Here is a 10,460-nt window from a genome sequence, read left to right on the forward strand (position 1 = left end):
AAACAACAAGAGATAATAAACCAAAGGTGATTGTCGAAGCTCAAGGCTGGTATAAGGATGCTAATGGGAATGTGATTCTTACTGCTGCACCGACTACAGTAACACCCCATGGGAGTTGGTTGAGTTCAACTAATTGTCAGGCTCAACAAAATTGATCTCCAGTAGTCAATCAATAGACATTTCCTTTCACGGGTAATACTTTTAGAAAGACTTATTCAGCAAGCCCTATCTAGACACCCGCTTGAAAAATCTGGTTAGCAGTTAGGATTAACTCAGGGAAAGTTGGTGATACGATCCGATCATCACCTCTGAAGTGACTAACTTGGTATTCTCCATCTATCAGTTGGTGAATAAAGATAGTTGGTTGTTTGGGAGTACCAATAAATCGTCTACCGCCCAAAGCCAAGTAATCAGCAATCCAATATTCAGGAATACCGATTTCCTCATAGTCTTTAACCTTAGTCAAATAATCAACACGCCAATTGGTGCTGACAACTTCAATCACCAAGGGTACTGATGCAGCCTGAGTAACTGTAGATTCTTTCTTCCACAAAGATTCGTTGACCAAATTGGGACGGTTCAGTAATAGAATGTCTGGTAAATAACCTGATTCGCGCTCGGGTGGTTTGACCAATGCTTGATTAGGTATAAAGTAAGGCAGATTTAATCTTCTATATTCAAAGGCTAACTCCGTAGTTAACAAACCTTTAACTTCTTCATGTCCTCCCAGTGGCTGCGACATCTCAACAATTACCCCATCATGCAGTTCATATCGTCGCTCTTCTGGTTTCCATTGGGCAAACTCCTCAAAGGTTACTAGCTTGGTTTTCGGTAAGGCTTGAACCATAATTTACCTAATCAATTCCTCCATAATGCCATCTATAGCAATATTTTGGTTCCGGAAAATCTACCCTCGCAAAACTTATTCAAACCACAGTTTGAGGCTCCAGTAACTTAACCACAGCTTTCTTGCTGAAAGTTAGACTATTTTCTACACACTCAACCATTATCGTATCACCTGCGATAAACTGATTTTCCAATAGTTTAGTTGCGATCGCGTTTTCTAATTCTCTCTGAATCGCTCGTTTCAAAGGACGCGCCCCATATACTGGATCGTACCCTACATCTGCCAAATAATCCTGTGCCTCTGACGATAATTCAATATTAATCTTTTGATCGGATAAAAGTCGCTCAATCCGTTTGAGTTGAATTACGACGATTTGGCGTAATTCGGTTTTGGTTAGGGTGTGGAAGATAATATTATCGTCTACGCGGTTGAGAAATTCGGGGCGAAAATGTGCCCTTAGCGCATCCGTCACCCGTTTCTGCATTTCTTCGTACTGCGAATCATCCCCCGCCACACTTAGAATATGGTCACTGCCAATATTACTCGTCATCACGACAATCGTATTGCGGAAATCTACTGTTCGCCCTTGAGAGTCGGTAATGCGCCCGTCGTCAAGTACTTGTAACAAAACGTTAAATACATCTCGGTGGGCTTTTTCCACTTCATCCAGCAATACCACAGAATAAGGTCGTCGCCGCACTGCTTCGGAGAGTTGTCCCCCCTCCTCATATCCCACATATCCAGGTGGTGCGCCAATTAATCGAGAAACTGAATGTTTCTCCATATATTCCGACATATCAATCCTGACGATAGCGTCATCGCTGTCAAATAGGAATTGGGCTAACGCTCTGGCAAGTTCAGTTTTACCTACCCCACTTGGCCCCATAAATAAGAATGAACCAATTGGGCGGCCAGGATCTTTCATTCCTGCCCTAGCGCGACGAATTGCAGCGGCTACGGCGGATACTGCCTCACTTTGTCCAATGACGCGCTGATGTAAATGTCCTTCTAGTTGTAATAATTTTTGTCTTTCTGTTTCCAGGAGACGTTTTACGGGAATCCCTGTCCATTTAGCGACAATTTCGGCAATATCAGCTTCGGTGACTTGTTCTCTTAGCAAAGCTGTACCACCTGCTTGTAATTCTAGCATGAGGGCTTCTTTAGCTTCGCGATCGCGCTGGACACTTTCCAATCGTCCATACTTAAGTTGGGCGGCTTTATTCAAATCATAAGCTCTTTCTGCCTGTTCGATTTGGACTCTTAATTGTTCTTCTTCTTCTTTGAGAGTACTTATCTCTTGTAATAGCTGTTTTTCCGATTCCCATTTGGAGGATAGTACTTGTTGTTTCTCGGTTAAATTAGTAATTTCTTTCTCTATCCGTACCAGTCTTTCGGCTGTGATGCTACCAGCTAGATTCTCCCCTTCTAAAGATAACTTTTCCATCTCTAACTGCATCAATCTCCGGTCAATTCCTTCCAATTCCGCTGGTTTGGAAGTTATTTCCATCTTAATTTTGGCTGCGGCTTCATCTACTAAATCAATGGCTTTATCAGGCAAAAAGCGATCGTTAATATAACGTTGAGATAAAGTAGCCGCTGCAACTAAAGCCGAATCAGTAATATTAACCCCGTGATGGACTTCATACCTTTCCTTAAGTCCTCGTAAAATAGAAATAGTATCCTCTACATTGGGCTGTTTAACTAAAACAGGTTGAAAGCGACGTTCCAAAGCAGCATCTTTTTCGATATATTTACGATATTCATCTAAAGTAGTAGCCCCAATACAGCGAAGTTCCCCTCGTGCCAACATTGGTTTGAGCAAATTCCCAGCATCCATTGCCCCTTGCTGAGAAGCACCAGCCCCAACTACAGTATGTAATTCATCAATAAATAGAACAATTTGACCTTCTGAGTCAGTCACTTCTCGTAAAACTGCCCTCAGTCTATCTTCAAATTCGCCCCGATATTTTGCCCCAGCAATCAGACTGCCAATATCTAAAGAAATAAGCTGACGATTTTTCAGAGATTCCGGGACATCACCATTAATAATACGCTGGGCTAAACCTTCTGCGATCGCAGTTTTTCCCACTCCCGGCTCCCCAATCAGTACTGGGTTATTTTTCGATCTCCGAGATAGCACTTGCACTACCCGACGAATTTCCTCATCTCGCCCAATTACCGGATCTAGTTTCCCAGCCTTTGCCTCCTGAGTCAAATCCCGCCCATATCTTTCCAAAGCATTGTAACGAGCTTCTGGACTTTGGGTAGTAACCTTTTGAGAACCACGAATCGCCTTAATCGCCCCTTCCAACTTTGGGGTATCGATATTAAAAGTTTTGCACAAACGCCGCCCCACGCGATCGTCTTCCGCCAAACCGATAAGTAAATGCTCCACAGCAATAAACTCATCATCCCATTTAGTTCTAGCAGCATCCGCCAGATCCAGCATAATATCCAAGCTGCGACCGAGGTACAATTGGTCAAAGCTGAGTACCTTGGCTTGACGGTTGGTGAAAGCCTCTAACTGTTGCAGGAAGCGGGGGATTTCCACCGCTAGCTTAGTGAGAATCAACGCCGCCAGCCCCTCCTGCTCCAGGAGTGCAATAGCCACATGCTCCGCTTCTAGCACCTGATTTTTGAAGCGACGGGCTACGTCTTGGGATTGTGCGATCGCTTTCCAAGCGGTTTCTGTGAACTTGTTTGGGTCAGTGGGCTGCATTTGGTGAGAAGGAATTTTGCTTGATATAGTATCTCTCATTCTGAAGTATAGCAACCTCCTCTGTTGAAAATAAGGATTAGGGCGAGGTTGAAGAGCGTGAGGCAGTATGTTGATGTGCTATCCAACGGCAAAGCCATCATACTGACGTATAAAGGGAGAGTCGATAGCGAGTTATTTTATCCATTGTACGATGCTCCTGTCTTCTACTTCGTAGACAATTAAATTAATTTGATATTCTTGTACTCCTTAACTCCAAAAACCCGCCAGAGAATAAATTCTCTGTCTGATAGCTTAAGTCGGTTGAAACCGACTATTAATCTTGATTTCGATTATTAATCTTGATTTCGATTATTAATCTTGATTTCGACTATTAATCTTGATTTCGACTATTAATCTTGATTTTAGTCCGTTTTAACGGACTTTAGCTATTAGACAGTGGTTTTAACCACTGGCGGTTTTGGCAACTGGTGCAAGATCTAAGATTAGGGCAGGGTGAAGCATTCTGATACAAAATCCTGGCTAAGTCACAAAATTGATCTCCCGAATGCTTCACCCCTACAGTATCCTCCAACTTATACGATTCCCCATCTCATGTTTAATCCCCCACAACCCGCAACATTCGATCCTCAATTTCTGCCCAAGTTTTAGGCGATACTCGCACTGCTGCTTCTTTACACTGAATTATGAGATGACTAGCGTAGAGATAATTTTTCCATGCTATTGCTTCTTCCTCGGATAACTTGATAAGTTCTCTGTTGAGATTAAAAGCATTAAGATAAATTTGCAGCATTTGCAGCAGGTGTTCAGCAAATTTTTGCTGCCAAGGCTGCACTTGTTGAATTTGCTCAAGATTAATAATTTGAGATTGCAGTGTTGTTAGTTGTCTAATCAATACAGTAAAATTTTCCTTCTTGAAGATTTGTAGTTGCTCCACTTTACGGGCTTTAGCGATAGCTTTGCTGATTACTTCTACTAGGGCTTGGGCGATGATTTTGCCGATGGAATCGGTTTCTGCGACGCAGGTGTACGAGTTTGCTTTGAGGATTGCGTTGGCATTTGCGATATCTTTAAGGATATCTTTAAGAATAGCCTTAACAGAGTCATTGAATATGGCATCGGCCTTAGCGATACCTTGGAGAACAGCTTTAAAATAGCCATTGGATATGGCGTTAGCATCGGCAATAGCATGAGCGTTGTCAAGGATTGTGACAATGGTGTCGTTATCAACGTAGAAGGGGACAATGCCAATACCGTTGGCGTTAACGATCCTGTTAGTGATAATCTTAGCCAAGATTTTGGGATCGAGGTCGGGAATAGGGTGGATGATTGTGCTACTGTTGGCGCTGTTATTGTAGATGTAGTTGGCAATAGCGTAAGTGTTAGCGATCGCAATTGCTCTTTTCCCCACAGGTTTAATATCACTTTCCGAACCATCAGTTACCCAATCCGCCCATTCTAATATACCCTTCAACTTAGGACTATTAATATACTTCTGTGCTTCCTTTTCCATCAACAACAATAACTCATCAGCCCCACCGCCCATCAACCCAGCTACCAATAAAAACACCTCTAGCCAACTTTCATCTGTGAGATGTTGAGACACCATTCTTTCAAGCAGCCGATTATCGTCAATATATTTTGCTGTTAAATACTCCTGTAAAGTCAGATGAGAAAAAGAATAAGCATCTCTTACTCTTTCTACTAAAATACCCTGTTGTACTTCAATCGCGTACAAAATATCTTTCCCTGTCAAGTGCTTGGGCGCATTCAAATTATTATCAATAAAATCGGTAATTTGATCGATCAATTCTTGCCGAGAAAAGAACAGTTTATCTGCCTCAAACCCTTGATAGGCAATCTCCGATAGCAATATCTCCTCTAAATCAGTATTCAATCCCGCCGCAATCTCCTCCCGCTGAATCCGTTTCTCTGCTGCCCATTCCTCTAATAATATCCGCAAGGCTTTCTGATATAATGTGCTGCGATTGCTGGGAAAGGATTGAGAACGATCGTATACGAGACATAAAAAGGTTAATAATAAAGGAGTTTTTGCCAACTCTTTCATGGCACTATTATCTTGGAACTTTTGCCAAATAATATCAGCCGTACCTGATTCTTTGTCTTCATCTGACTGAAACCAATTATAGATGAACTCTCGTATCTGACTATCGTCAAAATCGGCAATCTCTACATTTTTAAATATAGTAAATTGCTGGTGATAAGCGGCAGTGCGACAGGATGTAATAAACCGATTTTGTTTGTATTTTTCTACAAATTTCTGTATTTGCTCGATAACTGGATTCAGATGCTTGCTTGGCACTTCATCCAACCCATCTAGTAAAATTAGCAATTTTCCTTGCTTTAGTAATTTTTCTATTAATTCTTCCGGTTGAGGAAAGCCACAGGATTGAAATTCATTAGTAATACAATTTTGAATATTACTTTCACTGGGTTTAAATCGTTTCAGTTCGATAAATACAGGAATAGACTGATGTCCAAAATTACCTTCCTTTCCTTTAAGTGCCTCTAATCCCATTTTCCGTAAAAATGTAGACTTGCCACTTCCCGGCGCACCTAGTACCATCAGATATTGGGTTTGTTTGGCGACTTGTATGCCTTCCTCTTTTACAGATTCCCTCGACTGGAATCCTCTATTTTTACGGGAAACCTTCTCTAAATCTTGAGAGTATATAAAATTATAAATTTCCTCCTTATCTAAAAATTGTACTGCCGTGTAAATAAAATCTAATGGCAGTAATTGTTTCATGCCCAAGACTCTCAACTTGCCGTAGCGCTTGTAATAAGTCTGGAAATACTGTGCTGCTGCATTTAAAATGACTTGTTCAGTTTTGGGATCTAGATTAGCAATGGCTTGCCCAAAAATACCTGCCAGATATTTAGCAATATCATTAATTGCGATCGCACGATCCAGGGAAGCATAGCTTACACCCTCTAATGCCAAGGCTGCCAGAATATCACTAGCTCTCCCTTTCACTATTATAGTTTGGCTCATATCCCCACCAGTAATTCTGAGGGGAAATTTTTCTAATGCCTTGAGAGTATCGCCGATAGCATCAGCAACTCGTTGTTTTTGTAAGTCAATCAAAGCCTGTCGATATGCTTTTCGATTAGGAAATTGGGAGGGGTGTAATCCAGAATCTAGATAATCATCTTCTCCTGAATTTTTACCAGCAAGACTCATTATTACCAATAATACTTCATCACCCCTTGCTTCTCTCAATTCTTGTTCTAGCAAAGGGTCAATTTTTTCGATCTGCTTTGGCTCAAGTTTCATAACTCATTTGGATTAACCCGTAACCCTGGCGATCTTTGGGCTGTTTGAGCAACTTACATCTAGAATATAATTCTCCTCTTAAGTCTAACACATCTATATCGGGATATTCTTCCAGGATAAGTCCTGCCACACCTGAAATAATAGGCGTTGCCATAGAAGTGCCACTTTCAGCTTTATAAGTACCTCCCGGTATTGATGAATATACATTTTCTCCCGGCGCAACTAATCGCGGTACTTGATATTGATGATTGTCTACAATCATATTGCCACTACTACTAAAACCAGCAATCTTATTTTGGCTATTTGTCGCCCCTACTGAGACAACATCACGATAGTCACCGGGGCTACGAGTTTGATCTTGTCCATCATTACCAACCGCACAAACTGGCAGGACACCTGATGATAGTATACTTTTAATTTCTTTTTCCATATTCGGCAAATATCCAGAAATACCAGCGGATATGTTGACAATACTAACTTCAGCTTGTTTCGCCACCCAGGAAAGCGCAAATATAAAGTCAGAAATATTCCCAAAACCACCAGGAATCATCACGCCACTAATAATATTAGCACCAGGCGCAATTCCTACATTTTTACCGCAAATCAATCCAGAAACGTGAGTGCCATGATCGTCTGTATCTAGGCTAGGATTCATTGACAATACTACGCCTTGTTCGACATCAAATGTATAAGCGGCGGTAATCTTACCTTGTAATTCCGGGTGAGTGGCATCTACCCCTGTATCCAAAACCGCGATCGTGATATCTTTTCCTGTGTATTCATATCCTCCCTGACGGCAAGTTTTCAACCCAATTGCTTCTAAATGCCATAAATCAGAATCAGTTACTTCTGTTTTAATAGAAGTTTCATCTCGCAAAGGGCGAATTAATTCAATTCGTTGATCCGGCAAAACATCCGCATCCGGTAAATCCCGACGCATTTGTTCAGCTTGTTCCTCAGTCATTCTGACAATAGCAGTACCTGTAATAATTGTCTCTGTTTTGGCAATTTGAGTTATGCCAGAATCTTGAGTATCCGCCAGCCAATGAATAATTTCTTGATAAACGGAGTCTTCCTGCCAAAAATTGGTTACCTCTTGTGCTTGGATTACCCGACTTTGGCGTGTAAATTTTCTGGACATGAGTGACAGGGAAGCGGTGACGGAGGAAGTCTTGGGGCGAACAATATATAAGGTCATAAGATATTGCTGTAAAGGATAATATGACAATGTAATGGCAAAACATTTTATCTTAAATAGATCGCTCCTATCCTCCTTTTCAATAGATATTAGGGCGATCTATTTACACAATCAACAATCTCCTAAACCGCCATAACCACTGCCTTCAACTCAAAAATTTTCTCAATCGCCTCCTCTACTACTTTATCCGGTGTCGATGCTCCCGAAGTCACCCCCACCACAATTTCACCAGCCGGAAGCCAATTTTCTTTTACTTCCAAATCCTTTCCTAATGGCTTATGTTCCACCCGATTACCTATCCCAATTCGCACGGCAGTATCAATGTGATAGGAAGGAATATTTCGCTGGATCGCAATTTGCTGTAATTGGGTGGTATTCGATGAATTAAAGCCGCCGATTACCAGAATTAAATCTAATTTTTCTTCCACCAAGTCTAACATCGCATCTTGTCGCTCTTGGGTGGCATCGCAGATGGTATTGAAGCTTTGGAAATGATCGTTTAATTTATCTGGTCCATACTTCTTCATCAGCGTCCGCTCAAATAGCTTACCAATTGCCTCAGTTTCGCTCTTGAGCATGGTGGTTTGGTTGGCAATTCCAATTTGCTCTAAATCCAGATCTGGGTCAAATCCAGAAGAATGAGCGCGGCTAAATTTTGCCATAAATTCATCCCGGTTCCCACCATTGAGAATATAATTGGCGACATATTCTGCCTCTTTCATATTCAAAACTACTAGGTATTTATCAGCAAAAGAACTAGTAGCAATAGTTTCCTCATGCTTATATTTGCCGTGAATAATTGAAGTACAATTCTTTTTCTTATGTCTTTCAACGGTATTCCAAACTTTCGATACCCAAGGACAAGTAGTATCAACAATTTTGCAGTTTTTGTCTTTGAGAAGCTGCATTTCCGGAATGCTAGCACCAAAAGCAGGTAAAATAACTACATCCCCGCTATCAACTACAGAAAAATCCTTAGTGCCATCCTGAATAGGAATAAATCCCACTTCCATATCCACTAAACGCTGATTGACAGAAGGGTTATGAATAATTTCATTAGTTACCCAAATCCGCTCAGTCGGAAAATGGGTACGAGTTTCATAAGCCATCGCCACAGCCCTTTCCACCCCCCAGCAAAAACCAAAAGATTCTGCCAGTCGGATGGTGACATCTCCCCGTTTCAGTCGATAATTGCAATCGCGAATTTCTTGGATGAGGTGGCTTTGATATTCTGACTGAAGCTGAGTTGTAGCTTCTGCCCCATGACCAAATCCCTTACGATTGTAATTCTCTGAACTTTGGAGTGAACGTTTGAAAGCTCTTGTATCCATGAAGCGCTTGTCCTACGAATTGACTTGGTTTCTAATCAATATCGTAGAACAGATTAAGAGACAGGCAAGATGCCTGTCCCACGAATTGCCATAATTCATCTATCGTAGAACAGGCATCTTGCCTGTTTCCCCTCCACTCCTCAATCCCCCATCCCTTCCCATCTGATTGACAACTTGTAAAGCATAATGCCAAACCAAATAACCTTTGGGACTCAGATGTAAGCCATCGGTACTCAAAGCCATATTCATATTACCGCTCTCTTCAGCAAACAAGGGATAGAGATCGAGGTATATCGCTCCTTGGGATTGCGCGATCGCTTTGAGGCGTTGGTTGAGTTGCTGAATCCGGCTGTTGGGGATTTCCAGGAGGCGATCGCGTCTTTGCCAAGTAGATTTTTCGGCACCGTGGGGTAAGATAGACTGGAGGACAATCTTGGCTTTAGGGTGTACTCGTCGCAAGTTACGGATAATTAATTCTTGGTTCTTGAGAATTGTTCGATCTTCTACTCCCCGAATTAAGTCATTAATCCCAATCATGACAAAAATGACATCGGGTTTTGTCTTATCCAACAGATTTAATCTTTCGACCAATCCAGCAGAGGTTTCTCCAGAAATACCCTGATTCAGCCAGATTGTTTCTTGTGGCAATAATTCATTGGGGAACCATAGACTTAGAGAATCGCCCAGGAGAATAGCCAAATGTTCGGGTTGGCGACTGGCAATAACATCGGCTTCTTTTTCTAGAAGGACTACCCACTCTTGATAGTTTAGCTGATGGCGCGGTCCTAGTTCAGGTGGTGGCGGTGGTTCATCGGGGGTGGATTTGGGAGCTTGGGTAGTTGCTGCTGATTTCTTAATTGGATAGGGGAGTGATAGCTGGGCAGAAGGTAGAAGCACCCAGGTAAGCCCCATCAGGAGTAAAAGATTAGCAGCAAGGGAGAATAAAGCCCAAGTTGGGAAGTTTTTGGAGGGAGTGGTGGACACTAACTTAGATCTAGCATCGGGTTTGAATCAGATTTTAGCTTTCTTCGCCGGAAGCCTCACGCCATATTTGTACTCAAATTGGCGTG

The 10,460-nt window shown here is 41.9% G+C and carries 6 protein-coding genes; all 6 read right to left on the minus strand.

From position 1 onward, the window contains the following. Positions 1-229: 229 nt before the first annotated feature. Complete coding sequence (locus NJ959_RS19165; RefSeq protein ID WP_254013343.1) at positions 230-847, minus strand: Uma2 family endonuclease; 618 nt, start codon at positions 845-847, stop codon at positions 230-232. A 79-nt stretch (positions 848-926) separates the two neighbouring features. Further along, positions 927-3,566: an ATP-dependent chaperone ClpB gene (gene clpB, locus NJ959_RS19170; protein WP_254013344.1), complete on the minus strand. Its 2,640-nt coding sequence runs from the start codon at positions 3,564-3,566 to the stop codon at positions 927-929. Positions 3,567-4,161: 595 nt separating this feature from the next. Beyond that, positions 4,162-6,861 (minus strand): NACHT domain-containing protein, encoded by a 2,700-nt coding sequence (locus tag NJ959_RS19175; RefSeq protein WP_254013345.1) that lies wholly within the window; start codon positions 6,859-6,861, stop codon positions 4,162-4,164. Then, positions 6,851-8,059 carry a S8 family peptidase gene (locus NJ959_RS19180; RefSeq protein ID WP_254013346.1) on the minus strand — a complete coding sequence of 403 codons (1,209 nt, stop codon included), beginning with the start codon at positions 8,057-8,059 and terminating at the stop codon, positions 6,851-6,853. The genes NJ959_RS19175 and NJ959_RS19180 overlap by 11 nt, the downstream gene beginning before the upstream one ends. 122 nt (positions 8,060-8,181) lie before the next feature. Beyond that, entirely contained in the window at positions 8,182-9,390 is a 1,209-nt protein-coding gene (locus NJ959_RS19185) for a 4-hydroxy-3-methylbut-2-enyl diphosphate reductase (RefSeq protein ID WP_254013347.1), read from the minus strand. A 99-nt stretch (positions 9,391-9,489) separates the two neighbouring features. Beyond that, a complete protein-coding gene (locus NJ959_RS19190) occupies positions 9,490-10,374 on the minus strand; it encodes a GDSL-type esterase/lipase family protein (protein ID WP_254013348.1) in 885 nt (294 codons plus the stop codon). Positions 10,375-10,460 lie beyond the last annotated feature (86 nt).

This window comes from Limnofasciculus baicalensis BBK-W-15, assembly GCF_024178385.1.
In the GTDB taxonomy this organism is placed as follows: domain Bacteria; phylum Cyanobacteriota; class Cyanobacteriia; order Cyanobacteriales; family Coleofasciculaceae; genus Limnofasciculus; species Limnofasciculus baicalensis.